We start from the raw sequence: 26,201 nt of genomic DNA, 5'->3' as shown, positions 1-26,201 counted from the left end.
CAGCAGGCGAGCGCCACCCTCAGCCAGTCTTCGCCTTCGCCTGCCGCGCCTTCTTCGCCGCCACCCACCCCTCCTTCACCACCTGTGGCGCGCGTGACACAGCGAGGCTCCCAGGAGGCACATTTTTCGTCACCGTGGAGCCCGCCCCAACGTAGCCGCCATCCCCCACCTTCACCGGAGCCACCAGCTGCGAGTCCGAGCCGATGAAGACCCCGTCCCCCAGCTCCGTCAGGTGCTTGTTCACCCCGTCATAGTTACAGGTGATGGTGCCCGCGCCGATGTTGCACCCGGCGCCGATGTTCGCGTCCCCCAGGTACGTCAGGTGGTTGGCCTTGCTGCCCTTGCCGATGCGGGTCTTCTTCGTCTCCACGAAGTTCCCCAGATGCACTTCTTCTGCCAACTCCGTGGCGGGGCGCAGCCGGGAGAACGGGCCAATGATGCACCGCTCGCCCACACGCGCCTCCTCCAGCACGGAGTAGGGCTTGATGTGGGTGCCATCCGCCACATGGGAGGCGGTGAGCACGCTGCCCTGCCCGACGATGACGTTCTTCCCGATGACGGTGCCGGCCATGAGGGACACCATCGGGCCGATGTCCGTGTCGGCGCCAATGGTGATGCCCTCTTCGATGTACGCGGTGGCGGGGTCCTGGATGGACACGCCCGCGCGCATGTGGGCTTCGTTGATGCGCTGCTGGAGCACGCGCGCGCGCGCCGCCAGCTCCACCTTGTCGTTCACGCCCGCGGTCTCCGTGGCGTCCGCGTCCACCGCGGCCACGGGGCCGCGCTTCGCGGCCATCTCCACCAGGTCCGTGAGGTAGTACTCGCCCTGCGCGTTGACGGGCTTGATCTCCGCCAGCGCCTTCCAGAGGAAGGCCGCGTCCACGGAGTAGATGCCCGCGTTGCACTCCTTCACCGCGCGCTCTTCCGGGGTGCAGTCCTTGTGCTCCACGATGCGGGCCACCTTGCCGCCCTCGCGGATGACGCGGCCATAGCCGGTGGGGTCATCCAGCGTGGTGGAGACGAGCGCCAGCACCCCGCCCGCGGCGTCGTGCGCGGCGAGCAGCGACTGGAGCGTCTCCCGGCGCAGCAGCGGCACGTCCCCGTAGAGGATGAGCACGCGGCCGTCATGGCCCTTCAGCGCGTCCTGGGCCGCCTTCACCGCGTCCGCGGTGCCCCGCTGCTCCTTCTGGAGCGCGAAGCGCAGCGGCGCGTCCGGAAACTGGCTCCGGATGGACTTCTCCACGTCCGCGGCCTGGTGGCCCACCACCGGCACCACGGAGGTCGCACCCAGTTCCAGGGCTCGCTTCAAGGGATAGGCACACAGGGGCCGGCCGAGGATGGGGTGAAGGACCTTGGCCTTCTCCGACTTCATCCGCGTGCCCTTGCCCGCGCAAAGCACCACCGCCGCCAGAGCTGTCATATGCGGCGGAGAATTAGGGACCGCCGATCAACTCGTCAACCGCGTCCGGGCGTCAAAACCGGCCGGGGACCTTCCGGGGGGGGCCGGGCGCTGACTGCCACACACAACGTGTTGCATTGGACCGTGATGCCGAAGCGGGGCTTCAGGAACGTCGTCAGGCGCCCGCTCGACGACACCGGAGCCGACGCCGACGCCGGGCTTTCCACGGGGTTCGGAGGACTCATAGGCACCGCCAGTTGCCGCACATGGAGCAAGATTGCCCCGCTTACGCTCACAATCCAAGGAAAAAAATGCTGTCCTGTTGAAACCCTGGTCCAGGCGCGGCGCATGGTGCATTAGGGAACGGCCGGAAATCACAAGGAAAGGCGTCCAGGTGGGGCACACACACATTGGAGCAGCGGGACGGAGCCTGTTCCGCGCGGTAGGACTCTCGGTGTTGGTGGTGGCGGGGGCGGCGCAGGCGGCGCGCCCCTACCGGGGAGGTGCGGTGGCCACGGCGTATCCCGCCGCGAGCGAGGCCGCGCTCCAGATGTTGGAGAAGGGCGGCAACGCCGTGGACGCGGCGGTGGCGGCGGCGTTCGTGGCGGCGGTGGTGGGGCCCTACCACTCCGGTGTGGGCGGGGGCGGGTTCGCGCTGGTGCACGACGCGAAGTCCGGCGGCACGGAGGCGCTGGACTTCCGGGAGGTGGCGCCGAAGGCCGCCTCCCACGACATGTACTTGAAGGACGGCGCGCTGGTGCCGGGGCTGTCCACGGACGGGGCCCTGAGCGTGGCGGTGCCGGGCGCGGTGGCGGGCTATCTGGAGCTGCTGGGGCGGCACGGCAGGCTGAAGCCCGCCGTGGTGCTGGCCCCGGCCATCCGGCTGGCGAAGCAGGGCTTCTGGGTGACGCCCAAGTACCAGCAGATGGCGACGGGACGCACGAAGTGCCTGAACAAGGACCCGGAGGCCGCGCGCATCTTCCTGACGCCCAACGCCTCCGGCACCCCGGACGTGCCGCCCCTGGGCCACCTCATCCGGCAGCCGGACCTGGCCCGCACGCTGAGCCTCATCGCGAAGGGCGGCGCGAAGGCCTTCTACGCGGGCCCGGTGGCGCAGGCGCTGGTGAGGTCGGTGAAGGACGCGGGCGGGGTGCTCACGCAAGAGGACCTGGCGGCGTACCGGACGCGCCAGCCCGCGCCGCTGGAGACCACCTACCGCGGCCACCGCATCCTCACCATGCCGCCGCCCAGCGCGGGCGGGCTCGCGGTGGTCCAGGTGCTGGGCATGCTCCAGCAGCTGCGTCCGCAGGGCGTGCCGTACCGCGACCCGGACACGCTGCACCTCTATGTGGAGGCCGTGCGGCGCGCGTACGTGGACCGCGCGAAGTACCTGGGCGACCCGGCCTTCGTGCAGGTGCCGCTGGAGCGGCTGGCGTCTCCCGGCCATATCGCGGACCTAGCGGGCGGCATCGACCCCCAGAAGGCCACGCCCAGCGCGTCGCTGCTGGCGCCAGTGAAGGGCGGCCCCGCGTCCACGCTGCGGGAGGACGCGGGCCCCCTCACGCCGGAGCCGGAGCGCAAGAACACCACGCACATCTCCGTCATCGACAAGGACGGCAACGCGGTGGCGATGACGACCACGGTCAACTACAGCTTCGGCTCGTGCCTCGTCGCCAAGGGCACCGGCGTGCTCCTCAATGATCAGATGGACGACTTCGCCGCGCAGCCGGGCGTGCCCAACGCGTACGGGCTCGTCACCGGGGAGCCCAACGCCATCCAGCCCGGCAAGGTGCCCCTGTCCTCCATGTCGCCCACGCTGGTGTTCGCGAAGGACGACCCGAAGCGGGTGATGCTCGCGGTGGGCAGCCCCGGCGGCTCCACCATCCCCACCACCGTCATCCAGGCCATCAGCAACGTGGTGGACCAGGGCATGGACGTGGCGCGCGCGGTGGGCACTGGCCGGCTGCACCACCAGTACCTGCCGGACGAGGTGTGGGTGGACAAGTGGGGCCTGGAGCCGGCGACGTTGTCCACGCTGGAGGCGAAGGGCCACAAGATCCGCCGGATGGACGCCTGGGGCGACGCGGAAGCCGTCTACAGCGACCCGCGCACGAACCTGCGCTATTCCTCCAGTGACCCGCGCAACGAGGGCGCCGCGCTGGGCCAGGACTGACGCCAGGAGGACGAAAGCCCGTGCCCGAGCCGCTGCCGCTCTTCGACGCGCACCTCCACCCGGAGGCGCTCACCGACCAGGACCTGGAGTCCATGCGCTTCTTCGGCGTGGAGCAGGCCCTGGTGGTGGCGCATCACTTCCCGGAGCCCACCGCCAAGGCGCTGCGCCAGCACTTCGACCAGCTGGTCGAACGGCAGCTGCCGCGCCTGGAGCGGCTGGGCATCCGCGCGTGGGCCGCCCTGGGCGTGCACCCGCGCTGCATCCCAAGGCGGGGCCTGTCGGAGGTCCTGAGCCACCTGCCGGACTACTTCGAGGGCGGCCGCGTGGTGGCCCTGGGAGAGACGGGCCTGCACGCGGGCGGCGAGGAGGAGGAGGAGGCCTTCCTGGAGCAGCTCGCCCTGGCCCGCCAGCTCAAGCTGCGCGTGGTGGTCCACACGCCCCTCAAGGACAAGGAGCGCCACACCCGGCGCATCCTCACGCTGCTGCGCCAGTCCGGGCTGCTGCCCTCGCGCGCGCTGGTGGACCACGCCAACGCGCGCACGGTGCGCACCATCCTGGAGGTGGGCCACTGGGCGGGGCTCACCCTGCACCCAGAGGCCCTCCAGGCGGACCGGGCGGTGGCCCTGGTGCGGAGGCTGGGCAGCGAGCGGCTGGTGCTGGACTCGGACGCGGGCGACGGCGCGGGCGACATCCTGGGGCTCGCCCGCACGGCGAACCTGCTGGGCAAGGCGAAGCTGTCCGAGCGCATCGTGCGGCGTGTCACCCGGGACAACGCGGTGCGCTTCTTCCAGATCCACGACTGAGCGCGCCATTCGCGCGCCGTGCGGGTGGGCCGCGCCGCGTTGAAAAGCCGACGGGGTGGCCCAGAGGCAGGGGCTGTAAATGGAGCGGGCCCCGCGCGGTGAAGCGCGAGGCCCGGCGATTTACAACCCTTGGGAGGCAGGCCCCCGGGAGGGGGCTAGTTGACCGCGACGGAGGCCGGGGCTTCCGGGTGCAGGGTGAGGCCCCGCGCATCCGGCGCCAGCCGCACCTGCACGGGCACGCCCTGGGAGCGGTACTCCGCCAGGGAGTCCGCCGCCTCGTCGAGCAGCTGCTGGTAGCGCTCCTCCAGCTCCACCGCGATCAGCAGCATGGTCTCGCCGGCATCCGCCACGCCCGGCCGGTACACCTGGCACCGCTGGAACCGCGCCCAGCGACCATTCTGCATCTTCACAAGCTCGCCGTCGTAAGCCATGCGCAGCACCTCGTGAGTGAAATCCGACGGACGCAATCTAGAAGCGAAACGGCGCGCTGTCATCCCCCTGCTTGAAAATTCGTAAACCCTCCATGATTCCAATGACTTGGCGACACTCGAATGGACCTGCGGAGGGTCCCCGGGGGCCGGGCCGTCACAAAATGTAAAGTGGCGCACTGTCAACGCGGTTAATCCCGCGCCGGGGCGGATGCCGCGTCGCGCTGTCAACACTTCGTGGAGCGGGCGGCGCGCGAGGGGGCGGTCGGGGGCCGGGGCGGGACTGACGCGTGGCACCCGGTTGGGGCATCCCTTAGATTCCACGGGATGAAGTTGCCACTGCCGTTCCGACGCGACCGCCCCATCATTCCGTCCGCCAACGCGCAGGATCACGCGGAGCGGCTGATCGCCGAGTCCCTGCGCATGCTCGGGCAGGTGTGTTCGAAGGTCGCGGACGCCATCGAGGCGCAGCGGCTGGAGCGCAACGGTTACGCGCACAACAGCTACCTGCGGCGCATGGACGAGCCCGACACCGCGAAGAAGCCCGGGCCGGACACGGACGGATGACGCGGCCCGCGGCGTCTTGCGTGGCGCCCGAGCCCGTCATGGGCCCGGAAGACGACGCCCCGGCGCCCTGCCTGGCGTCGTCCCCCACGTGGCGGGAGCAGGGCATCGCCATGCCCATGCCCGCGCTGGCGGACGAGGAAGGGCCCCGCGTGGACCCCGGCCTGCCGCCCGTCGTCGACGCGCACGTGCACCTGTTCCCCGACCGCGTCTTCGAGGCGGTGTGGCGCTGGTTCGACCGGTACGGCTGGCCCATCCGCTACAAACTGCACACGCCCCGCGTGCTGTCGTTCCTGCTGTCCCGCGGGGTCGAGCGCGTGGTCGCCCTGCACTACGCCCACAAGCCGGGCATGGCGCGCGCCCTCAACGCCTACGTGGCGGAGATGGCCAGGGCCGAGCCCCGCGTCATCGGCCTGGGCACCGTGTTCCCGGGCGAGCCCGACGCCGTCGCCATCCTGGAGGAGGCCTTCGCCCTGGGCCTGAAGGGCGTGAAGCTGCACTGCCACGTCCAGTGCTTCGCCCCGGACGCGCCCGCGCTGCACGAAATCTACGAAGCGTGCGCCCGGGCGGGGAAGCCGCTCGTGATGCACTCAGGGCGGGAGCCGTCCAGTCCCCAGTACCCGTGTGATCCGCACTCGCTCTGCGCCGCGGAGCGGGTGGAGCGCGTGCTGAAGGACCACCCCACGCTGAAGCTGTGCGTGCCCCACCTGGGGGCGGATGAGTTCGACGCGTACGCGCGCCTGCTGGAGCGGTACGACACGCTCTGGCTGGACACCACCATGGCGGTGGGCGGCTACTTCCCCGTGCCCCTCCCCCGCAAGGCGCTGGAGGCGCGGCCCGAGCGCATCCTCTACGGGACGGACTTCCCCAACATCCCCTACGCCTGGGACCGGGAGCTGCGGGCGCTGGCGGGCCTGGGGCTGGACGAGGTCGTGCTCGCGGGGGTGCTGGGAGGCAACACACTGAGGCTCTACGACGCGGGAGGATGTTGAAAAGAAACGAAGGCCCTTCCGCAATGAGGGGGGCATTCCCATCTTCGTCCCCATAGAATCGCGGTCCCCAAGAAGACGCCGCCACTCCAGAGGCTCCTGCCCATGTCGAACTTCATCCTGGTCGTCGACGACGACGCGAGTCACCGCACGCTCATCTGCGATGCCCTCCAGGAGATGGGCTACGCCACCATCGAGGCCAAGAACGGCCGCGAGGCGTTGGATCTGCTGGAGGACGACATCCCGGGCGCCGTGCTGCTGGACCTGCGGATGCCCGTCATGAGCGGCTGGGGGCTGCTGGACGCGCTCAAGAAGATGCCGCGGGCGCGCAACCTGCCCATCATCATCATCTCCGGCTACGGCTTTGAGTGGGAGGCGGAGCTGGTGGGCGCCGCCGGCTACATCTCCAAGCCGGTGGACCTGGACAAGGTGCGCACCACCGTGCAGCAGATCGTCGGGCCGCCGGAGGTGGCCATGGTGCACTGAGCCGCGAGCAACCAGCGGAGCGAGGCATCCGTCAACCCGAGGATTGTCGGCGACCCCTGGGGACGTGGTGTGATGGCGTCCTTCATGACGCCCCCCTCTTCCGAACCCGCCGGCCCCGAGCTGGCCATCGACGCGCGCGGCCTGGTCAAGCGCTTCGGCACCTTCACCGCGCTGGATGGCCTGGAGCTGCGGATCCCCAAGGGCGCCTTCTACGCGTACCTGGGCCCCAACGGCGCCGGCAAGTCCACCTCCATCGCCCTGCTCACCGGCGTGTACGGGCCCGACCAGGGCACCATCCGCATGCTCGGCGTGGACGCGGTGGCCCGGCCGCTGGAGGTGAAGCAGCGCGTGGGCGTGGTGCCAGAGGAGCTGAGCCTCTTCGAGCGGCTCACCGGCCGGCAATACCTCACCTTCTGCGCGCGCATGTACGGACTGGACGGCGCGGAGGCCGCGGCGCGCGCGGTGGAGCTGCTGGAGCTGACGGAGCTCACGTACAAGGCCGGCGCGCTGGTGGCGGAGTACTCCAAGGGCATGCGCCGCCGGCTCGCCATCGCCGCGGCGCTCATCCACGCGCCGGAGCTGGTGCTGCTGGATGAGCCCTTCGAAGGCATCGACGTGCTCGCCGCGGGCGTGATCCGCGACCTGCTGCGGGAGCTGAGCCGCCGGGGCGTGACGCTGCTGCTGACCACGCACGTGCTGGAGATCGCGGAGCGGCTGGCCACGCACGCGGGCGTCATCCGGGGCGGACGGATGTTGGACCAGGGCCCGGTGGAGGAGCTGCGCCAGCGCCACGGCGCGCCCACGCTGGAGGCGGTGTTCGAGAAGCTGGTCGCCGTGCCGGCCGCGCGCAACGCGAAGCTGTCGTTCTACTCGGGGCCCACGGACAACGTGCTGCCGCTGCGCCGGGAGTCCGCGTGAGCCGCCCGAAGGTCCCCGGCTTCTTCCAGCACCTGCTGCTGCTCTGGGGCCTGCGTCTGCACCTGGGGCTCAACCAGGGCCCGGGCAAGAGCCGCCTGCTCGCGGTGGCGGCGTTCCTGGGCTCCAGCGCGCCGGGCGTGCTGCTGGGCCTGTCCTTCTTCAAGCTGATGCGCCTGCCGCTCATCGTGCACAGCAACGTGTGGCCCTACTTCATCCTCAACCTGCTGTGCTTCGTCACCGCGGCCACGTGGGTGACGTGGCCGCTGTTGTCCGCGGGCGTGGATGACCACTCGGAGCTGTCGCGCTACGCGGCGTTCCCCATCTCCCCGTTCCGGCTCTTGATGGGCTCCACGGTGGCGAGCCTCTTCGAGCCCCGAGCGCTCGTGTTCTACGCGCCCCTCACCGGCGCGGCGGTGGGCTATGCGTCGCGCCACCGGCTGGCGGCGCCGTGGCTGGCGGTGGTGCTCTATGTGCTGTTCGCGCTCCTGTGCGCGGCGTGGAGCCGGGTGGGCCTCTACACGGTCATCAACGTGCTCCGGGAGAAGCACAGCGCGCGCATCATGGGCGGCGGCATGGTGGCCTTCCTGGTGGCCGCGTCGTTCATCCCGCCCATCGACACGTCCTGGCTGACGAGCGTGGGCGACGCGGGCGTGAGCGCGCTGGACATGAGCCTCATCATCAACGCGGCGGTGGCGCTCAGCCAGGTGCCGCCGGGCTTCTTCGGGGATGGGCTGGGACAGCTGGCCCACGGGCGCGTGGGCATCGCGCTCCTGGAGGCCCTGGGCCTGCTGTTCTTCACCTGCGTGGGCATGGCGGTGGCGTACTCGCTGCTCCTGCGCTTCCACCGGCAGGCGGGCCGCTCCGGCGGCGCGCGGGCGGACGGCAGGGACGCGGATCCGTTCGCCACCACGGGCTCGCGCTTCGACACGCTGGTGCGGCGCGAGGTGCTGGACCTGTGGCGCAACCCGCGCGCGCGGCTGCTGGCGGCGGTGCCCTTCATCCTGGCCATCCTGCTGAAGCTGCTCTCCGGCCGGGACCTCTTCGTGTACCTGCTGGGCCACAGCGCGGACGCGTGGGTGATGGGCGGCCTGAGCATCTATGGCGCGGTGGTCATCGCCTCCACGTTCTCGCAGAACACCTTCGCGTATGACGGTCACGGCTTCGCGGTGTTCCTCGCGGCGCCCATGACCCTGGCGGACGTGCTGCGCGCGAAGAACCGGGTGCAGGGCGTGGCGGCGCTGGGGATGGCGGTGCTGGTGGGCGTCTTCTACCGGGTGTACTTCGGCGCGGGCACGTGGGTGGACTTCCTGTGCGCCATGGCCTCGGTGGCGGCGGTGGTGCCCATGCTGCTGGCCGCGGGCAACTTCCTGTCGCTGTACTTCCCGGTGAAGTTCCACGCGAGCCTCAAGCGGCGGGACAAGGTGCCGCTCACCGCGTCCATGCTGGGCATCCTCGCCGCCAGCGTGGGCTGCATGCCCTTTGGCCACGCGCTGAGGATGGCGGGGAAGGACGGGCCGGGCTGGCACTCGGTGGCCTTCATCGCCGCCTTCGCGGTGTTCAACTTCGGCGTCTACCGCCTCGCGCGGCCCCTGGCGATGCGCCTGTTGGACCAGCGCCGGGAGGTGGTGCTCCGGGCGGTGACGCGCGAATAGCGACGGAAGCGGGGCACGCACGGGCCCCGCTCCCGCCGCTGCGAGCCGCTCAGTAGGCGACGCCGAACTTCGCCGCCTGGGTCTTCACGCTCTTCATCACGTTGGCGTCGAAGGCGTCCTCCTTGGCGGGCGCGTTCTTCACGAGCCACTGGTCGCGTTCGGTGGCGAGCTTCGCGACCTTCTCCTCCAGCACCTTGCGCTCGGCGGACAGCTGCTTCACCTTCGCGGCCTGCTCCTCCTTCTTGAGGCCCTGCAGCTCCGTGGGCAGCTCGTCGTCCTTGAGGGTGTCGAGCGCGGCGGGCTTCTCCAGCAGGTCCACCGCGCCGCCCACCGCCATGGGCGCGCTGCTGACCGCCGCGGCGCTGGGGGCGCTCATGCCCACGCCCCGGCTCTTCTTCATGTAGCTGATGCGGTCCGCGACGGCCTCCGCGGCCATGCCCTTGGTGGCCTCCGCGCGGGCCCGGTTGGCGAGCTGCGCCTCCTTGCGCCCGCCGTAGAGCGTCTTCGACGCCAGCTCCGCGTTCACGCGGGACAGCTCCGCGTCATAGGGCGTGGCCACCGCCACCATGCCGCCCGACGCGTCGATGGAGTCGAACGTCCCGTCCGTCAGCTTCGCCACGTAGCGCCAGGACTCCTCGGTGCTGGAGTCCACTCCGCAGCGCACCGTGTTCACCACGATGTGGCGCTCCTTCGCGCGCTTGGACCACAGCTTGAAGTCCCAGGCGGCCTCGCGCTCCGCGGGGGGCGCGTCACCCACCAGGAAGATGACCTTCATCACCTCGCGGTTCTGGTTCCACTTGAGCAGCGACACCGCCTCGCCCAGCCCGCGGCCCACGTGCTCGGGGAAGTCCCCGCCCCCGTCCGCCTGGAGCTTGCGCAGCTCCGCGAACATGGAGTCCATGTCGTCGCTCAGGTCGAAGCGCTTCGTCACATAGGCGTCCCCCACGTCGCGGTAGGCCACCAGCGCCACCTTCAGGTGCGGCGTGGGCGTGCCCTTCGCGATGCGCGACGCGATGGAGAAGATCTTCTGCTTCGCGCCCTCCAGCAGGCCGCTCATGGACCCGGTGGTGTCCAGCACGAAGGCCACCTCGATTTCCGGCTGGGCCCCCTGCTGCGCTCCGCCTTGAGCCTGCGCGCCCTGGCCCGTGGGGGCCGCCGCCTGCGGAGGAGGCATCGCGGACGTCCCGGCTCCATCGGCCTTCGGGGGCGTCCCCTTTTCGGCGGGCTTCGCGGACGTCCCTTTTCCATCGGCCTTCGGGGGCGTCCCCTTTTCGGCGGGCTTCGAGAAGGCATCCGGCGCGACCGGCTTGGGGCCCGGCGTCACGGGGGCCGCGGACCGCGGCTCGGGGGGCGGGGGCACACTCTCGTGGACGGGGACGACGGGCGTGGAGGCCAGGGCGGAGGCAGCGGACAGACCGGTGGCGAGCGCGGCCGTCAAGACGGCCCGCGAGAGGGGCTTCAGGTTCATGGGTGGGCTCCAGGAAACGGGCGGCGGGGCGGGCATCGCGTGCCGCTTGTCCCTGTAACGAACGGGCCCGCCGGAAGATCTACGCGCCCGGTTGCACCCCTCCGGAACGGGCGTTACGCCCCGGGTCCGTGCGCGTCTTCCACCTGGACCGGTACAGCGTCCCCCTGCCTGAAGGGCACCGCTTTCCCATGGAGAAGTACCGCCTGCTGCGGGAGCTGCTGCTCGCGCGCGGCATCCTGTCCCCGGCCTCCCTCTTCGAGGCGCCCCGAGCGGAGCGGGCCGACCTGGAGCGCGTGCACACCCCGCGCTATCTGGACGCCTTCTTCGGCGGCACCCTCACCGACGCGGAGCTGCGCCGGCTGGGCTTTCCCTGGTCGCCCCTGCTCGTGGACAACGCCCGCGCCTCCGTGGGAGGCACGCTGGCCGCCGCCCGCGCCGCCCTGGAGGATGGCTTCGGCGCGCACCTGGCCGGCGGCACGCATCACGCCTTCCCCGACCACGGGGAGGGCTTCTGTGTCTTCAACGACATCGCCGTGGCCATCCGCGTCCTCCAGGCCGAGGGCGCCATCCGCCGCGCGGTGGTGGTGGACCTGGACGTGCACCAGGGCAACGGCACCGCGGCCACCTTCGCGGGGGACCCGTCCGTCTTCACCTTCTCCATGCACGGAGAGCACAACTTCCCCTTCCGCAAGCAGCCCTCGCACCTGGACCTGGGGCTGGAGGACGGCACGGGTGACGCGGAGTACCTGGCCACGCTCGACGCCCACCTGCCCCACGTCCTGGAGTCCGCGCACGCCGACCTGCTCTTCTTCCAGGCCGGAGTGGATCCCCTGGCGGAGGACACCCTGGGCCGGCTGTCCCTCACCCATGCCGGACTGCGCGAACGGGACCTGCGCGTCCTGGGCGCCGCGCGCGAGCGCGGCGTGCCGGTGGTCCTCACGCTGGGTGGGGGCTACTCGAGGCCGCTGACGCCATCGCTGGAGGCCCACGTCGGGACTTATCTGGCGGCCTGTTCGTTGTTTCGCTGACGCCGCCCTTCCCCCCGGCCGCTTGCGGGCACGCGTGCCCCGGCCCCATGCTCATCCCTGCCTCGCCACCCCTGGAGCCCTCCATGTCGCGTCCCCTCCCCCGTCTCGCCATCCTCGCCTGCGCGCTGGCCCTGGGCTGCGGCAGCGGGGGGCCGTACTACCGTCTGGACTGGGCGGGCCTGGACACCGTCACCGTGGCGCCCGGCGACAGCGTCCCCTATGAGATCGCCGTCCAGCGCATCGCGGACAACCTGGGGGAGGTGAAGATCCGCACGGCGGCCGCCCCCCAGGGCGTCACCTTTGGCCCGGACTTCTCCATTCCGGAGGGAGAGACCCTCGTCAGGACCACGGCCACCCTCACCGTGTCGCCCAGCACCCGGGACTACGGCGTGCGCGCGCTGCAGCTCGTCGCGGAGGACCCGGCCAACAACGTCACCGCCACCGGCGGCATCTCCGTGGCCCTCCTGGAGCCGCCCGAGCCCAATCCGGACTTCTCCATCGCCGTGGAGCCCCGCCAGGTGAACCTCATCCCGGGCCAGCGCGGCGTGACGACCGTGACCGTGACCCGCGCGGAGGGCTTCACCGGCCCGCTCGTCATCACGCTCGAGACGCCCAGCAAGCGCCTCACGGCCGACGCGCTCACCCTGGAGGAAGGTCAGACGACCGCGCAGATCCGCGTCCTGCCGGATCGCTCGCTCACCGGCCTGCCCTACATCGTGAAGTTCGTGGCCACCGCGCCGGACGGCCGCGTCGCCAAGACGGGCTTCACGTTCAACGTGAACCAGAGCTGAGCGCCTTCAAGCGGGCCTCACGCCAGGTCGAAGAGCAGCGCCTCCGTGGGCGCCTTCGCGGCGAAGGCCAGCGCCGTCTCCTCCGACACGGCGGCGCCGTCACCGGCCTGGAGCGCCACCCCGTTGAGGGTGGCCTCGCCCCGGATGATCTGGAGCCACGCGTGGCGGCCGGGCGCGAGCGCGTACTCCACGCGCTCGCCAGCCCCCAGCTCCGTGGCGGACAGCACCACGTCCTGGTGCACCGTGAGCGACCCCTCCCGCCCATCGCGCGACGCCACCACGCGGAAGCGGCCCCGCCGCTCCTCGGTCGCGAAGCGCTTCTGCTCGTAGCCGGGCGGCAGGCCCTGGCGCTCCGGCAGCAGCCAGATCTGCAGCAGATGCAGGGGCTCATCCAGCGGGTTCATCTCGCTGTGCAGCACGCCCGTGCCCGCGCTCATGCGCTGCACCTCGCCCGGCCGGATGACCGACTGCGTGCCCATGCTGTCGCGGTGCTCCACCGCGCCGCTCACCACGTACGTGAGGATCTCCATGTCCCGGTGCGGGTGCTTGCCAAAGCCCCGGCGCGCCGCGACGGTGTCCTCGTTGATGACGCGCAGCGAGCGGAACCCCATGAAGTCCGGGTCGTAGTAGTCCGCGAAGGAGAAGGTGTGGTGGGTGTCGAGCCAGCCGTGGTGGGCATGGCCCCGGGCTTCCGAGGTCCGGACGTAGATCATGGGTGTTCCCTCCTGCTTGTTTCACTGCACGCCGCGCGCTCCCGCCGCACGCATGGAGCGCGCCGCCGTCACGCCGCCTTGTCCGCCGGCTGCGTGGCGGGGACGGCCTGCACGTCCAGGTGGATGTCCACGCGCTCGCCCACCAGCACGCCGCCCGCCTCCATCGCCTGGTTCCAGGTGAGCCCGAACCGCTTGCGGTCCAGGTGTGTCGTCGCCTGGAACGCGATGCGCTCGGTGCCGAACGGGTCCTTCGCGCGGCCCAGCAGCTCCGCGTCCAACGTCACCTCGTGCGTCTGGTCGCGCACCGTCAGGTCGCCCACCACGCGGTAGTGGCCGTCCTTCACGGCCTCCACGCGCCGGCTGCGAAAGATGAGCTTCGGGAACGCCGCCACGTCGAAGAAGTCCGGCGAGCGCAGGTGGTTGTCACGCGCCTCCACGCCGGTGTCGATGCTCGCCGCATCCAGCTTCACCTCCACCGACGCCTTCGTGAAGTCGTCGCCGTTGAGCGTGAGCTTGCCCTCGAAGCGCGTGAAGCGGCCGTGCACCTTCGCGACCACCATGTGCCGCACCGTGAAGCCAACGGTGCTGTGGGTCGTGTCGAGCTGCCAGGTCTGGTAGGCCATGGGGAAGTCCTCCGGGAGGGGTCCAGCGAGTGGATACCCCCCTCCAGAGCAACCCTCAGGCCACCCGCAACCCACGGGAATTCCTGAAGCGAATCCCAGCTCCGGCGCCAAGCACTCTCAAATCGATAATCCTCCCACTCATTTGGAGAGGCCCCCGGACCACGCGCGGAGGGACCGGGGCGAGGTGTGGGCGCGCGGGTGTCAGGTGGGCGGTACCGGAGGCGTCCCCCGGGCGCTACCTTGAGGACTGCCATGACGCCGACCGCACCCATCGCTCCCGCACGACGCCAGGCCGCCCGGGCGGCCCTCGCCCTGGATGACGAGGCCCTGCTGAAGGTGTGCGACGTGGAGTTCTTCATCGCCTCCGGGCCCGGCGGCCAGCACCGCAACACCACGGCCAGCGGCGTGCGCCTCTCCCACCCGCCCACCGAGCTGTCCGTCACCGCCACCGAGCGCCGCAGCCAGTCCCAGAACAAGGACACCGCCGTGCGCCGCCTGCGCGCGGGACTCCAGGCCCTCACGTTCGTCCCCAAGGTGCGAAAGGCCACCCGTCCCACGCTGGGCTCCAAGCGGCGCCGCCTGGAGGAGAAGAAGCGCACCTCCGAGAAGAAGGCCGGCCGCGGCGGCAAGCTGGGCGACTAAGTAGTTCGCGCTATGCAGCCCGTGCGGACCCCGCAAGCTTTGCGTAGCCGCTGACGTCGCTTGCCCACAACGCCACGGTTTCTTTCCAGGTCTTCCCCTGGAGACGGACCTCTCCATGCCGGGGCACACCGTGTGCACACGCCATGGGGTGGCCCCTGACCCGAGGGGTCCACAGGCCCTCACCCCCGGTGGAACCTTGGCACCCTCCTCCCTTGGAGCCTCTTCGTCGCGTCGAGTCCTGTTGGGGCTGGCGTTGCTGGCATCCCTGCCCGCATCGGCGACGGACATCGTCACCTTCAGCCAGGGCGCGCTCATCATCCCGGAGCAGGCCACGTTCCAGCAGGGCTGCGGAACCCTGTCCGCCTACGGTCTGGTGTGGCGCCTGCTTCAGGCCAATGAAGCGGGCGGCTTCAACGCCAACCACCCGGTGACGGTGTACCTGGCCATCGACGACACGAAGCAGTCCCCCAACCGGTGCGTGCCCACCAACAAGCACCTGCCTCCCGCGCCGAACAACGGGCGGTGGGACGACCCCAGTTGGAATGACGGCTGCGACTTCCACATCTCGCGCGCGGACAGGGCGCCCGTCGTCCCGGTGCCGCCCCTCCAGCCGCTGCCCCCAGGGGGCCTGTTCCCGGAAGGGAGCCTGGACAACTTCACCACCACCACGAACGAGGCGCGGCCGAACTTCGCGAGCACGACGCTCAACACGGCCAGCAACTTCCGCGACGTCCAGTACATGGGCGGCGCGTTCATCATCGACGCGCAGGACGCGAAGAACGCGCTCGACTTCCTCAACTCCAGCGCCGGGCCGGACGCGCCGAACAAGTTCCGCACGACGTGCAGCTGCGACACCTTCCGCAACAACAGCGGCTGCTTCTACGTGCGCATGCACCAGGCCACCATTGAGTTCAACGCCCCCATTGGCCGGCGCCTCAACCGCGTGCCCCCGAAGATCGCCCTGCTGGACCGCCACGACCACGACGCCCGCGACAGCTCGTACGTGAAGGGCGGCATGCTGGACGACTACCTGCGCAACGCCGGCCTGGACTTCGAGGGCGCGGGCGGATGCCCCCAGGGCACCACCACCACGTGCAACCTCAACCGGGGACGGCCCGGCCTCATCTACGACGCGCTCCACGCCAACGCGGACCTCATCTCCACCGCGAGCTTCCCCCACGGCCTGCTCAACGCCGTGGACGCCACCACGCAGCGCCCGCGCTACCGCGTGTTCTGGGCGCCGCACTGGGAGATTGGCGACAGCACCCGCTCCGAGTACAGCCGCAACGGGGATGGCGCTACCAACCAGGCGGAGAACGTCCTCAACAACATCGCGTTCTTCACCAACCAGCGCGGCAACGGCCTCTTCGCGGAGTGCGCCAGCATCTGGTCCTACGAGCGCACCTACCGTCCGGACGGCGCCCTGGTGCAGTCCTCGCGCTTCCAGGGCGACGGCGTCTTCGAGAGGAACCTGCTCACCAATGGCGCGACCTGGAACGGCCGCAACTGCACGGACCCGGACTACCGCACCGAGTCCTCGCCCCGGCCCGCGTGCGTCCTCTACCCCAACCCGGGCGACCCCTTCTCCCAGATGGGCGACTTCCGCTTCAACAACGTGGCGGGCCACACGGAGAACTACAAGACGCCCTACAAGGATGGCGTGCGGCGGCTGGCGGTGAGCTGGACGCAGTACGCGCCCGGGGACCGCTACGACAACGCGACGCAGGTGGCCGCGAACGCCCAGCGCGGCCACGACTTCTTCTCCTTCAACCAGAAGGACAATGATCCGCAGAAGGCGACCATCGTCTATCTGGCGGGCCACGACTTCAAGGGAAGCGTCGCGGGCACGCGCGTCGTGCTCAACACGCTGCTCAACCTGGGCTCCGAACCGCTGCAGAGCGAGCGCACCGTGTCCGCCCCGGTGGCGCTGGACGACACCAACGGCAGCGACACCAACGGGTCGCGCGCCGTGCTGTTCAAGACCTCGTACAACGCGGTGACGGGCTATCCCCCCGGCGCGGACACGTACACCCCCGCGCAGGGCTCGCACTGGGTGTTCCCCTACTACCCGGGCACGCTGCGCGCGCACTCCCTCATCGGCGGGGATGCGCTCTCCGTGGGGGACAACTCGCTGTCGGACGGCACCCTGTGGAACGCGGACGCGCGCATGCCCGCGCCAGGGGAGCGCAACCTCTTCACGTACTTCGGCGGCGAGGTGACGGTGAACCCGCCGCTGGGGGCCAACCGCTCCGCGCCGCACGGGGTCCTGCAGGTGGGCTGGGTGCCAGAGGAGGTCTCCGGCACGCGCATCAACAAGAACTTCGGCGCCTCCCCCAACCCCGGCTGCGTGGACGTGCTCAAGCTCAGCCGCGCCACGTCGCGCGACGGCACCTTCCGCTTCGACTTCGTGAGGGGCAGCGACGGCATCTGCGACCTGCAGCAGGCGACGCAGTACTCGCCCCAGCTGGGCGGCACGGACTTCGGCCTGACCAATGAGGTGGTCAACAAGATCCAGCTCACCACCGACTTCAACGCGGTGGCGATGATGCTCCAGCGGGTGCGCGGCTACTGCTACGCCACGGTGTCCGGCCGGGACGGCGCCGGCGAGACGCCCATCCTCGAGCCCAGCAACTCGCAGTGCAACAACGACGCCGCGGACAACCGGGCGCACCTGGGCGGCTTCATCCACTCGTCGCCCGTGGTGGTGCCCGCCAGCGCCCACGTCCTGGACCGCGACAATCCCAGGCCCACCGTGGCCTACGCGGCGGGCCTGGACGGCCAGCTGCACGCCTTCTACGTGTCCGGCGGCGCGCGCTACAACGGCCCCCTGGAGAACCTCCAGTTCCCCAACCCGGACGCCACCCTGCGCTTCAAGACGGACTTCGCCCAGCGCTTCCGCTCCGGCACTCCGCCCGCGCCCGGCACGGAGCTGTGGAGCTTCCTGCCCGCCACGCAGCTGGTGGGGCTGCGCAACAACACCGCGCGGGTGAACAGCGCGCCCGCCGTGTTCGACGTGTTCGCGGACTTCGTGGGCACGGGCCGCCGCGAGTGGCACACCGTGCTGGTGGCCAACGTGGGCCAGACGGGCCGGGACCTGTTCGCCCTGGACGTCACCAACCCGCTCAAGCCGGTGCTGCTGTGGCACCTGGTGGGCAGCCACTACGCGACGTCCAGCGCGCCGCACTCGGCGGTGGCGCTCGCGGACCGGGGCCAGGGCGGAATGGACTGGACGTACACCTGGGACGAGGACACCAGCGCCTTCCAGCTGCCGCCCCGCGCCGACGCCGGCCGGCAGCCGAGCGGCCTCTATGACTACAGCGGCCTGGGCGGCTCCCGGGGCCTGTCCGTGGGCGTGGGCCGGCTGGGCATGGAGCCCGTCTACGCGGTCTTCGTCGCCTCCAGCAGCTCCGGCGCGCCGCCCGTGGCGGGCTCGCCGGGTTCGGCCGCCAAGGGCGTGCAGGTGTTCGCCATCGACGTGGCCACCGGTCAGAAGCTCTGGCAGTGGCAGAAGCCCTACTCCACCTCCGTGGACAACAGCGCGCCCGCCGCGCCCACCGTGGCGCAGGACCTGAACGGCGCCGCGCGCCTCTACGTGGGCGACATGGAGGGCCGGCTCTGGGAGCTGGACGCGTCCACCGGCATCAACGTCAACGTGGCGCGCATGGGCCCCGCGTGCAGTGAGGCCGCGCCCTGCAAGTACGCCGCGATGAACATCGGCGGGCTGCCCGCCACCAGCCAGCCCATCAGCACCAACGTGGGGCTGGCGCGCATCCCCCGCGACGCGACGAACGCCTCCGCCTTCGGCCCGTACAAGGGCAAGACCGTGGCGCTGGTGGGCACCGCCGGCATGGACTGGGTGCCGGATTCGGTGGCGGGCCGCTTCCACGCCCTGCTGTTGGATCCGGAGCTGCGGCTGCCGCTGGGCATGGACGGCAGGCGGCTGGACGGCGCGCCCCTCTCCGCGGGCCTGGCCCACTCGGAGGCGACCAGCTACGGCGTGCTCCAGGAGCCCTCGCCCTTCCCGCTCATCTTCTCCGCCCCGGAGCACGTCTACGGCAACATCACCATCGCCGGGCGCACCGCGTACTTCAGCACCGCGGAGGAGTCCATCAACGACCCCATGCTGCTCAGCGCCTCCGTCCGGGGCCGCACGTACAGCATCGACCTGGGCAACACCGGGACGTCCCAGCGGGCCATCACCCCCATGAGCGGATCATCGCTGGCCAACTACGGCGGCGTGGCCGTCTACCACCGCGACAACGGCGGCACGTCCCAGGACTACGTGGTTGGCGCGGAGGTCAGCGCCCTGCGCGTCACGCGCATCGACAACACCACCAACGCGGGCGCCTCCAGCCCCAACGCGAAGGACTCCGTGAACGGCGAGAACGGCGTGCTCTACCAGCTCCTCAACTGGAGCCAGAGGTTCTTCGAATGAGGCCCCCTCCCCCATCCGCCTCGCGGCGGGGCAGCGGCATCCTGGAGGTCCTCATCTCCATGAGCGTCCTGGCGCTGGCCGCCGTGGGCGCCGTGATGGGCATGGTGGCCGCCACGCGCGACGTGAAGGACGGCCAGGTGCTCCAGGGCCGGCGCATGCTGCTGGAGGCACGCGTGCAGCGGCTGTGGCTCGCGTCCAAGGCGGACCTCGCGAACCAGGCCGTCACCGCGCCCGCGCTCTTCCCTCCGCAGCTGGCCCTGGGCACGGCGCCCTGGCAGCTGGACCCCAGCCTGCCGCAGGCCGGCGACGTGGGCACCGGCGCCTACTTCCGCGTGCGGCCCACGGGACAGGTGGAGCCGGCCCTGGACGTGGCGGCCGGCACGCCCTGCGCCGCCACCACCCCGGACGCGGTCCTCCCCCGCGACGTCTACTGCCGGGAGGTGCTGGTGACGAAGGGGCTGCCTCGCGACCTGCCCCCCGCGGCCCAGGCGATGGTGCCCGCGGGCGCGCTGCCCTTCACCTTCTGGACGCGCGCGTACCGCAAGGGCGACAGCGTGGAGCGCGCCATCGTCCACAGCGAGGTGTTCGTCCAATGAGGACCCCGAACGGAGCCCGGACGCGAGGCATGACCCTGCTGGAGACGATGGTGGCCGCGGCGCTCGCCGCCATCGTGCTCGCGGCCGCCGCGGCCCTGCTGCTCGCGGGCGGGCGCGTGGTGCACAACACGGAGCACGTGGCGGACAGCCACGACAACGCGCGCCTCGCGGGTGAGACGCTGCTGTCCGCGGTGCGTCAGGCCGGGGCGGGCATGTCCGAGGGCCTCTGGGTGGTGTCCGGGGGCATTCCCCAGCGCATCAACCCCGTCTTCGGCGGGGACGGCGCCGGCGCGGGCGTGCTCGCCGCCACCACCTCCGGCAACGCGCCGGGCATGGACGGCAGCGACGACCTGTGGCTGGTGGTGCCGGACCGCAACTACCTGGGCCGCGACTGCGCGCCCGGCGCGGCGATGACGGTGGTGCAGCCGGGCACCGGGGCCCTGCAGGTCAACTGCGTGGGCGCCCCCAGCGGCGCCGCGCCCGCCAACCCGATGATGGTGGCCAGCAACATGAAGAGCGCCGCGCTGCTCACCCAGGCGGCGGTGAGCAGCACCCCTCCCACGGCCACGGTGAACTACGCGGAGACCGGCGTGCCGGGCTTCTCCAACGCGCCCCACAAGGGCGGCTTCCAGCGCGGCGACCTGGTGTACCCGGTGCGGCTGCTGCACTTCTTCATCGGGCGCAACCCCGTCAACGGCCGCAAGGCGCTGATGCGCGCGGAGGGCAGGCCCGGCACCGACGTGGCGGGGCGGCCCTTCACGGACATGAGCGACCCGGTGGTGGTGCAGGACTTCGTGGAGGACTTCCAGGTGGCCTTCGGCATCGACGCCTCGAACACGGGCGACCCCGTCCGCTACGACTTCCAGAACGGCCTCAAGCCCGAGTACACGCCGGGCCTGCGCTCCGTGCGCATCAGCGTGGTGGCCACCGGCCGCACGCCCCGCCGCGACACGCAGAACCAGGCGGTGCTCTCCGAGGACCTGCCCATCGCGGTGGAGAACCACACCCCCGCCCTGGCTCCCGCGGATGGCTACTTCCGCAGCCTCTTCTCGCGCCGGGCCGAGCTGCCCAACCTGGCCTCGGCCAGCCTGTGAGCCCCTTCATGTCCCCGCGCCCCCACTCCCGTTCCCCCCGCGGCGCCACGCTGCTGCTCGTCGTGCTGCTCGTCACCGTGCTGCTGGGCCTGGTGGCCGGCGTCATGGCCTACGCCGGCAGCGAGCGCACCCGCGCCGTCTCCTACAGCCGCACCGGCCAGCGGCAGGGCTGCGCGGAGAGCGGCCTGCAACTGGCGCGCGGCTACTTCGGCCGCAACTACGCCCAGTGGAACACCTTCCTGAGCATGCCGTCCGTCTACGACCCGGTCGCCTCGCCCACCAACCCGGCGCCCGCGGATCCGCGCACACCAGGCGGGCGCGCGGCCATCAAGACGGCCAACCCCGCGCTGTTCGCGGACCTGGACGGCGACGGCAAGGACGACGTGTACCTCTACATCCGGGACAACGAGGACGAGTTCAAGCCGCTCCCGCCCGAGTGGAACCGCGACAATGATCAGCAGGTGGTGGTGGGCGCGCTGTGCATCAGCGAGACGCTGATTCCGCGCCGGGGCAACGCCAACACGCTGGACCCCACCGGCCTCGCCGTGGAGGGCATCCTCCAGTACAACGGCGGCGGTCAGGCCTACACGGCGCAGACGGCGGGCGGCACGGGCTCCGGCAACCTGAACCGCTGAAGCCCCCGCCCTCCAGGCGTGCGAAGCTGGGGCCCATGCCCACGCTCGAAGACGCCATCGCCCTGGCGGTGGCCGCGCACCAGGGTCAGCGCGACAAGGCCGGACAACCCTACATCCTCCACCCGCTGCGGGTGATGCTGCGCCTGGCTTCGGACGCGGAGCGCACCGTGGCCGTCCTCCACGACGTGGTGGAGGACACGCCCTACACGCTGGAGCGCCTGCGCGGCATGGGCTACGCGGAGGACGTGCTGTCCGCGCTGGACTGCCTCACGAAGCGCGACGGCGAAAGCTACGAGGCCTTCATCGAACGGCTGCGTCCCCACCCCCTGGCCCGCCGCGTGAAGCTGGCGGACCTGGAGGACAACATGGACGTGCGCCGGCTGAAGGACGTCACGCCCAAGGACGCGGAGCGCCTGTCGCGCTACGTGGCCGCCTGGACGCGCCTGCGCGCGGAAGGCGCGCCGTAGGAACGACGACGGCCCGGCGACCCTCCGGATGCGAGGGCGGCCGGGCCGCGAACCACCGACTCCGTGTCGCGCGCTACGCCTTGGCGAGCTGGCGGAGCACGAACTGGAGGATGCCGCCGTTGCGGTAGTAGTCGAGCTCGTTCGGCGTATCGATGCGGCACAGCGCCGTGAACTCGCGGGTGCCGTTCTCACCGGTGGCCTTCACGGTGAGCTTCTTCTGCGGCGCCAGCCCGTCCGCGATGCCGGTGATTTCGAACGTCTCGTGGCCGGTGAGGCCCAGCGACTGCGCGTCCTGGCCCGCCTCGAACTGCAGGGGCAGCACGCCCATGCCCACGAGGTTGGAGCGGTGGATGCGCTCGAAGCTCTTGGCGATGACGGCCTTCACGCCCAGCAGCTGCGTGCCCTTGGCCGCCCAGTCGCGGCTGGAGCCGGTGCCGTACTCGGCGCCCGCCAGCACCACCAGGGGCGTGCCGTCCGCCTGGTACTTCATGGACGCGTCGTAGATGCTCATCCGCTCGCGGGTGGGGATGTGCACCGTGACGCCGCCCTCCACGCCGGGGACCAGCAGGTTCTTCAGGCGGATGTTGGCGAAGGTGCCGCGCACCATCACCTCGTGGTTGCCGCGGCGGGCGCCGTAGGAGTTGAAGTCCTTGGGCTCCACGCCCTCCGCCATCAGGTACTTCGCCGCCGGGCTCGTCTTGGCGATGTTGCCCGCGGGGGAGATGTGGTCCGTGGTGACGGAGTCACCCAGCAGCGCCAGCACGCGCGCGCCCTTGATGTCCTGGACGGCCTTGGGCTCCTTCGGGAGGTTCTCGAAGAAGGGCGGCTTGCGCACGTAGGTGGACTTGGCGTCCCACTGGAACGTGGAGCCCTTGCTCACCTGGAGCTGCTGCCAGAGCGTGTCGCCTTCCATGGCGTTGGCGTACTGGCTGCGGAACTGCTCCGGCTTCACCGCGGTGCGGATGGTCTCCTTGATCTGCTCGTTGGACGGCCAGATGTCCTTGAGGAACACCGGGCGGCCGTTGGGGTCCGTGCCCAGCGGCTCCGTGTCCAGGTCGCGGCCCACTTCACCGGCCAGCGCGTACGCCACCACGAGCGGGGGGCTGGCCAGGTAGTTCATGCGCACGTGCGGGTTGATGCGGCCCTCGAAGTTGCGGTTGCCGGACAGCACCGCGGCCACCACGAGGTCGCCCTCCACCACCGCGTTGGACACCGGCTCCGGCAGCGGGCCGGAGTTGCCGATGCAGGTGGTGCAGCCGTAGCCCACGACGTGGAAGCCCACGGCCTCCAGGTAGGGCAGCAGGCCCGCGTCACGCAGGTACTCGGTGACGACGCGGCTGCCCGGGGCCAGCGACGTCTTCACCCAGGGCTGCGGCTTGAGGCCCTTCTCCACCGCGTTCTTCGCCAGGATGCCCGCGGCCACCAGCACCGCCGGGTTGGACGTGTTGGTGCAGGAGGTGATGGACGCGATGACCACCGCGCCGTGGCCCACCTGGTAGCTCTGCTTGCCCGCCTTCACGGTGACGGTCTGGGCCAGCCGCTCCGGGGGCACCGGGGCCGCGGGGGCCTTGGCGCCGCCCTTGGGGCCCTCGTCGTCCTCGCCCTTGCTCTTGCCGGCGGACAGCATCTCCACGAGCGACGACTCGTAGCCGGCCTTCATGTCCTTCAGGGGCACGCGGTCCTGCGGGCGCTTGGGGCCCGCGAGGCTGGGCACCACGGCGGCCAGGTCCAGCGCCAGCGTGTCGCTGAAGAGGGGCTCCTCGGCGCCGGCGTTGAACCACAGGCCCTGCTCCTTCGCGTACGCCTCCGTCAGCGCGACGACGTCATCCGGGCGGCCGGTGAAGCGCAGGTAGTTGCAGCTCTCCTCGTCCACGGGGAAGAAGCCGATGGTGGCGCCGTACTCCGGGGCCATGTTCGCGATGGTGGCGCGGTCCGGCAGGGACAGGTTCTTCAGGCCCTCGCCGTAGAACTCCACGAACTTGCCGACCACGCCCTTCTTGCGGAGCATCTGCGTGACCGTGAGCACCAGGTCCGTGGCGGTGGCGCCCGCGGGCAGCTTGCCGGTGAGCTTGAAGCCCACCACCTGCGGAATCAGCATCGTGATGGGCTGGCCCAGCAGCGCGGCCTCCGCCTCGATGCCGCCCACGCCCCAGCCCACCACGCCCAGGCCGTTGATCATCGTCGTGTGGCTGTCGGTGCCCACGAGCGTGTCCGGGTACACGGTGCTGCCCTGGCGGAACGTCACCTGCGCCAGGAACTCCAGGTTCACCTGGTGGCAGATGCCGATGTCCGGCGGCACCACGCCAAAGCCCTTGAACGCGCTCTGGCCCCAGCGCAGGAAGGCGTAGCGCTCGCGGTTGCGCTCGAACTCCAGCTCCGCGTTCTCCTTGAAGGCCGCGGTGGTGGCGAAGGAGTCGATCTGCACCGAGTGGTCGATGACCAGGTCCGCCGGGTTGCGCGGGTTGATCTTCGCCGGGTCACCGCCCATGGCGGCGAGCGCCTCGCGCATGGCTGCCATGTCCACGACGGCGGGCACGCCGGTGAAGTCCTGGAGCAGCACGCGCGCGGGGTGGAACGAGATTTCGGTCTCCGGGGCGGCCTTGGGGTCCCAGGCGAGCATCTTCTCGATGTGCTCGCGCTTGACGACGCGGCCGTCCTCGTTGCGCAGCAGGTTCTCCAGCAGCACCTTCAGCGAGAACGGGAGGCGGTTGACCGCCGGGTGGGCCTTCGCCAGCGTGGCCAGGCTGAAGAATTCATAGGAGGCCGAGCCCACCTTGAGCTTGGCCTTGGTGCCGAAACTGTCCGTCATGTGCGTTGCCGTCCTTCCGTGCCGGAATGAGGCAACTTCTAGGCGTGTCACCCCCGGCATGCAAAGGGTTCCTGCACTGCGTTGAAGGCGGCGGACGCTTGGCTCGGACCCCGGGCTTACGGCCCCGCTCAGAGGACCTTCCGGAAGAAGTACAGCACGCGCTCCACGGCCTTCTGCCAGAGGGGCCGGCGGCGGAACTCGGCCAGGTCCACCTCGCGACAGTGGCCGCAATCCAGGCGGAACGAGTCCTCCAGGGTGGCCCCCAGCCGGGGATCCGCGAACACCGCGTTGACCTCGTGGTTGAAGGCCAGCGACAGCCGTTCCAGGTTGAAGGAACCGATGGTGCCCCAAACGCCGTCCACCACCGCTGTCTTCGCGTGGAGCACGCCCCGGCGCCACTCGAAGATGCGGATGCCGGCGTCCATCAGGGGCTCGTAGAAGGCGCGCGTGGCGTGCTCCAGGAAGGGGTGGTCGCTCTTGCCGCCGTTGAGCAGCAGGCGCACCTCCACGCCCCGCTTCGCCGCGTCCTTGAGCGCGGCCACCATGCGCCGGTCCGGCACGAAGTAGCCCGCGGCGATGAGCACGCTCGCCCGGGCGCGCTGGATGGCGTGCAGATAGGCGCGGTGGATGCTGCGGCGGCTGGACAGCACCGCCAGCCCCACGTCACCTTTTCGAGACACGGGCGCCGCCGCGGGGGCCCCGCCGCGGATCCGCCGGCGAAGGCGGCTCAGGCGGTCGCGGAACATCATCCGCCACGTGGCGAGGAAGCGGCGCTCCAATTCGTGCACCGCGGGGCCTTCGATCCTCAGCACGTCGTCGCGCCAGGCGACGCCCTGCCCCTCCGGCGCCCAGTGCGCGGCGATGTTCACCCCGCCCGTGAAGGCCACCGTGCCGTCCACCACGAGGATCTTCCGGTGGTCGCGACGCAGCAGGTAGCGCAGCCCGCGCTGGAGGCTGAAGGGCTTGAAGGCGCGCACGTCCACGCCGCGCTGGCGCAGGGACTCGAAGAAGCTGCGGCGGCTGGCCCAGGACCCCACCGCGTCGTAGAGCACCTTCACGTGCACGCCGCGCTCGGCGGCCTCCGCCAGCGCCTGGCCGAACAGCTCGCCCACCGCGTCGGTGACGAACATGTACGTCTCCAGGCGGATGGAGCGGCGCGCGCGGCGGATGGCCTCCAGCATCTCCGGGTAGGCCTCCACGCCGTCGCGCAGGAGCCGGCACGCGTTGCCCTGGAGGGTGGTGTGCCGCAGGGGCAGGTAGTAGCGGGCGAGCAGCCTGCGGGACACCCCGGCGCTCCACACCGGGCCGTGCTCCGGCACCGGCTCCGGCGAACGCGCCAGGCCGGGCGCCGCCGGGGCCCCCCATCCTTCTGACTGCCCGTCCTCCCCTACCCGCTCGCGCCTCACGCGATTGAGGGTGGGAACGGAGGGAGGGACCGGCAACCCGGACAGGCCCTGCTCGCCTCCCTGGCGGGCTCGCGGCGTCCGC

22 protein-coding genes are annotated in these 26,201 nt (G+C 71.0%); 15 read left to right on the top strand and 7 right to left on the bottom strand.

From position 1 onward, the window contains the following. Positions 1-19 precede the first annotated feature (19 nt). A complete protein-coding gene (gene glmU, locus GTY96_RS02210; RefSeq protein ID WP_143898035.1) occupies positions 20-1,420 on the bottom strand; it encodes a bifunctional UDP-N-acetylglucosamine diphosphorylase/glucosamine-1-phosphate N-acetyltransferase GlmU in 1,401 nt (466 codons plus the stop codon). Between the two features lie 388 nt (positions 1,421-1,808). Between glmU and ggt the strand changes: the two genes are divergently transcribed. Together ggt and GTY96_RS02200 are read left to right on the top strand one after the other, a co-directional pair. Further along, on the top strand, positions 1,809-3,572 hold the full coding sequence (gene ggt, locus GTY96_RS02205; RefSeq protein ID WP_161664117.1) for a gamma-glutamyltransferase: 1,764 nt from the start codon (positions 1,809-1,811) through the stop codon (positions 3,570-3,572). Between the two features lie 20 nt (positions 3,573-3,592). Then, a complete protein-coding gene (locus tag GTY96_RS02200) occupies positions 3,593-4,375 on the top strand; it encodes a TatD family hydrolase (RefSeq protein WP_143898033.1) in 783 nt (260 codons plus the stop codon). Positions 4,376-4,530: 155 nt separating this feature from the next. Here the strand turns inward: GTY96_RS02200 and GTY96_RS02195 are convergent, their stop codons facing one another. Next, positions 4,531-4,806, bottom strand: coding sequence for a hypothetical protein (locus GTY96_RS02195; protein WP_143898032.1), 276 nt, complete (start codon positions 4,804-4,806; stop codon positions 4,531-4,533). Positions 4,807-5,130: 324 nt separating this feature from the next. On the opposite strand from GTY96_RS02195, the gene GTY96_RS02190 reads away from it, so the two are divergent. The 5 genes from GTY96_RS02190 to GTY96_RS02170 all read left to right on the top strand — a co-directional run bounded on the left by GTY96_RS02190 (position 5,131) and on the right by GTY96_RS02170 (position 9,412). Then, entirely contained in the window at positions 5,131-5,370 is a 240-nt protein-coding gene (locus GTY96_RS02190) for a hypothetical protein (RefSeq protein WP_143898031.1), read from the top strand. 38 nt (positions 5,371-5,408) lie between these two features. Next, the gene (locus GTY96_RS02185) at positions 5,409-6,359 is read left to right on the top strand and encodes an amidohydrolase family protein (protein ID WP_161663717.1); all 951 of its coding nucleotides are present in this window, start codon (positions 5,409-5,411) and stop codon (positions 6,357-6,359) included. A gap of 102 nt (positions 6,360-6,461) precedes the next feature. Beyond that, positions 6,462-6,842: a response regulator gene (locus tag GTY96_RS02180; RefSeq protein ID WP_014394116.1), complete on the top strand. Its 381-nt coding sequence runs from the start codon at positions 6,462-6,464 to the stop codon at positions 6,840-6,842. Between the two features lie 84 nt (positions 6,843-6,926). Beyond that, a complete protein-coding gene (locus tag GTY96_RS02175) occupies positions 6,927-7,760 on the top strand; it encodes an ABC transporter ATP-binding protein (protein ID WP_143898029.1) in 834 nt (277 codons plus the stop codon). After that, positions 7,757-9,412 (top strand): hypothetical protein, encoded by a 1,656-nt coding sequence (locus GTY96_RS02170; RefSeq protein WP_161663716.1) that lies wholly within the window; start codon positions 7,757-7,759, stop codon positions 9,410-9,412. The genes GTY96_RS02175 and GTY96_RS02170 overlap by 4 nt, the downstream gene beginning before the upstream one ends. 49 nt (positions 9,413-9,461) lie before the next feature. Here GTY96_RS02170 and GTY96_RS02165 read toward each other — a convergent pair whose 3' ends face one another. Further along, entirely contained in the window at positions 9,462-10,880 is a 1,419-nt protein-coding gene (locus GTY96_RS02165; RefSeq protein WP_201755759.1) for a vWA domain-containing protein, read from the bottom strand. Positions 10,881-11,008: 128 nt separating this feature from the next. Between GTY96_RS02165 and GTY96_RS02160 the strand changes: the two genes are divergently transcribed. Together GTY96_RS02160 and GTY96_RS02155 are read left to right on the top strand one after the other, a co-directional pair. Further along, positions 11,009-11,908 (top strand): histone deacetylase family protein, encoded by a 900-nt coding sequence (locus tag GTY96_RS02160; RefSeq protein ID WP_143898027.1) that lies wholly within the window; start codon positions 11,009-11,011, stop codon positions 11,906-11,908. Between the two features lie 83 nt (positions 11,909-11,991). Next, positions 11,992-12,699 (top strand): hypothetical protein, encoded by a 708-nt coding sequence (locus GTY96_RS02155; RefSeq protein ID WP_161663715.1) that lies wholly within the window; start codon positions 11,992-11,994, stop codon positions 12,697-12,699. A 17-nt stretch (positions 12,700-12,716) separates the two neighbouring features. On the opposite strand, the gene GTY96_RS02150 is transcribed toward GTY96_RS02155, so the two are convergent. Together GTY96_RS02150 and GTY96_RS02145 are read right to left on the bottom strand one after the other, a co-directional pair. Beyond that, positions 12,717-13,412, bottom strand: a complete 696-nt coding sequence (locus GTY96_RS02150) for a pirin family protein (RefSeq protein WP_143898023.1) — start codon at positions 13,410-13,412, stop codon at positions 12,717-12,719. Positions 13,413-13,480: 68 nt separating this feature from the next. Next, entirely contained in the window at positions 13,481-14,035 is a 555-nt protein-coding gene (locus tag GTY96_RS02145; RefSeq protein WP_143898021.1) for a YceI family protein, read from the bottom strand. Positions 14,036-14,287: 252 nt separating this feature from the next. On the opposite strand from GTY96_RS02145, the gene GTY96_RS02140 reads away from it, so the two are divergent. From GTY96_RS02140 to GTY96_RS02115, 6 genes are all read left to right on the top strand, one after another. Then, positions 14,288-14,677 carry a peptide chain release factor-like protein gene (locus tag GTY96_RS02140; protein ID WP_143898019.1) on the top strand — a complete coding sequence of 130 codons (390 nt, stop codon included), beginning with the start codon at positions 14,288-14,290 and terminating at the stop codon, positions 14,675-14,677. A 241-nt stretch (positions 14,678-14,918) separates the two neighbouring features. After that, a complete protein-coding gene (locus GTY96_RS02135; protein ID WP_235685287.1) occupies positions 14,919-19,112 on the top strand; it encodes a pilus assembly protein in 4,194 nt (1,397 codons plus the stop codon). Then, the gene (locus GTY96_RS02130; RefSeq protein WP_143898015.1) at positions 19,109-19,708 is read left to right on the top strand and encodes a type IV pilus modification PilV family protein; all 600 of its coding nucleotides are present in this window, start codon (positions 19,109-19,111) and stop codon (positions 19,706-19,708) included. The genes GTY96_RS02135 and GTY96_RS02130 overlap by 4 nt, the downstream gene beginning before the upstream one ends. Continuing rightward, entirely contained in the window at positions 19,705-20,802 is a 1,098-nt protein-coding gene (locus tag GTY96_RS02125) for a PilW family protein (RefSeq protein ID WP_143898012.1), read from the top strand. Before GTY96_RS02130 ends, GTY96_RS02125 begins: the two co-directional genes overlap by 4 nt. A gap of 8 nt (positions 20,803-20,810) precedes the next feature. Further along, the gene (locus tag GTY96_RS02120) at positions 20,811-21,437 is read left to right on the top strand and encodes a hypothetical protein (protein WP_161663714.1); all 627 of its coding nucleotides are present in this window, start codon (positions 20,811-20,813) and stop codon (positions 21,435-21,437) included. 35 nt (positions 21,438-21,472) lie between these two features. Further along, positions 21,473-21,904 carry an HD domain-containing protein gene (locus GTY96_RS02115; RefSeq protein WP_143898008.1) on the top strand — a complete coding sequence of 144 codons (432 nt, stop codon included), beginning with the start codon at positions 21,473-21,475 and terminating at the stop codon, positions 21,902-21,904. A gap of 73 nt (positions 21,905-21,977) precedes the next feature. On the opposite strand, the gene acnA is transcribed toward GTY96_RS02115, so the two are convergent. Both acnA and GTY96_RS02105 read right to left on the bottom strand, forming a co-directional pair. Continuing rightward, on the bottom strand, positions 21,978-24,713 hold the full coding sequence (gene acnA, locus GTY96_RS02110) for an aconitate hydratase AcnA (protein ID WP_143898006.1): 2,736 nt from the start codon (positions 24,711-24,713) through the stop codon (positions 21,978-21,980). Between the two features lie 128 nt (positions 24,714-24,841). Beyond that, positions 24,842-26,119, bottom strand: a complete 1,278-nt coding sequence (locus tag GTY96_RS02105) for a phospholipase D-like domain-containing protein (RefSeq protein ID WP_143898004.1) — start codon at positions 26,117-26,119, stop codon at positions 24,842-24,844. Positions 26,120-26,201: the final 82 nt, after the last annotated feature.

The sequence above is a fragment of the Corallococcus silvisoli genome, assembly GCF_009909145.1.
GTDB classification, from domain to species: Bacteria; Myxococcota; Myxococcia; order Myxococcales; family Myxococcaceae; genus Corallococcus; species Corallococcus silvisoli.
Note: the sequence above shows the minus strand (reverse complement) of the source record. Positions and strands in the feature narration are given on the sequence as shown.